This window comes from Pseudomonas sp. NPDC086112, assembly GCF_044746425.1.
Lineage (GTDB): Bacteria > Pseudomonadota > Gammaproteobacteria > Pseudomonadales > Pseudomonadaceae > Aquipseudomonas.
In genome coordinates this window covers 1-1,328 of the sequence record NZ_JBIVCD010000104.1, presented here as the reverse complement: position 1 = coordinate 1,328, position 1,328 = coordinate 1, and the positions used below count along the sequence as shown (strand labels likewise).

Below are 1,328 nucleotides of genomic sequence, written 5' to 3'. Positions count from 1 at the left end.
CCCTGAGAAATCCCCGCTTTTTCCTACAAAAAATCAAGAAGTTGGGAATTGAAGAGACCTGCATGGGTCGGCAGCTTGTATTGCACCACACAGAAACAAGATCCCGAACCCATGCAGGCCATCCGATTCTTACACAGCGCGCTCACCCAAGCACTTCCCACTGTCCACTCTCGTCGTCTGAAAACGCTGATGTGTTGTGTCAGTTCGTTGCTGCGAGGCCGCCGTCTGACGCTGACAGAACTTGGTCGATTCATGTCAGGCAAGGCCTATCCAAAACACGCCATCAAACGAGTGGATCGGCTGTTGGGAAATCGCCATCTGCAATCAGAGCGCTCGTTGTTTTATTGGGTCATGTTGCGAGCCCTGCTGGGCCCCCTGAAACATCCCTTGATTCTGGTCGATTGGTCACCGATTGATGCCGCGGGAGAGTTCTTTTTGTTGCGCGCCGCCATCCCGTTGGCTGGGCGCTCGTTTCCTATTTACGAAAGCGTTCACGAGCGTGAAGGTTGCCCGAAATATCAAAAGCGGTTGCTGCAAACGTTGGCCGAAATGCTACCCAAAAACTGCGTTCCGATCCTTGTTGCCGATGCAGGTTTTCGACGGCCCTGGATCAAGGCTGTCGAGGCGCAAGGCTGGTATTACGTGGCTCGGGTGCGCAACCGCGACCTATACCGAAGCGACTCGAACACCTGGTTGCCAGTGAAAAATCTCTACGCTTTGGCGTCATCTTCACCGAAGTCGCTGGGCCATATCGAGATGACCCAAAGCGCTCCGCATATCATTCATTTGTACTGCGTCAGACACCGCGCCAAGGGGCGAAAACATCAACGCGTTACCGGTTCAATCGCCAAAAACAAGCTCAGCAGGCAATCGGCCAATCGTGAGCGAGAGCCGTGGTTGCTGGCCAGTAACCTGCCAGAGGCTCAATGGAATCCTTCGAAAATCGTGGCAATTTACAAGCAGCGGATGCAGATTGAAGAAGGCTTCCGGGATGTGAAAAGCGAGTACTTCGGTGTTGGTGTGACTCGCCATCGAAGTCACTGCCCACGCCGAATTGAAGTGCTGTTACTGATCTCGGCGTTGGCTAACTACATCATTTGTTTAACCGGGTTACAGGCCCGCGAAGCAGGTCATGAGCATCGCTTTCAAAGCAACAGTCTTAAACATCGACGAGTACTGTCGTTGTGGCGACTGGGCTTGGAATACTGGCGTTGCGGACGCGGCTCAAACTCTCGGGAAACCTTGGAGAGACTTGAGCGCACGTTGCGAGACGAGGTACATCAACAGGCACAGGTGCTGGGGTAGATTTGTGGGGATCCCTCAGAATC

Annotated in this window: 1 protein-coding gene; it reads left to right on the top strand. The window is 53.5% G+C overall.

Translation table 11 applies throughout. From position 1 onward, the window contains the following. The first annotated feature begins 111 nt into the window (after positions 1-111). Positions 112-1,305: an IS4 family transposase gene (locus ACIPLA_RS28255; RefSeq protein WP_401177769.1), complete on the top strand. Its 1,194-nt coding sequence runs from the start codon at positions 112-114 to the stop codon at positions 1,303-1,305. Positions 1,306-1,328 lie beyond the last annotated feature (23 nt).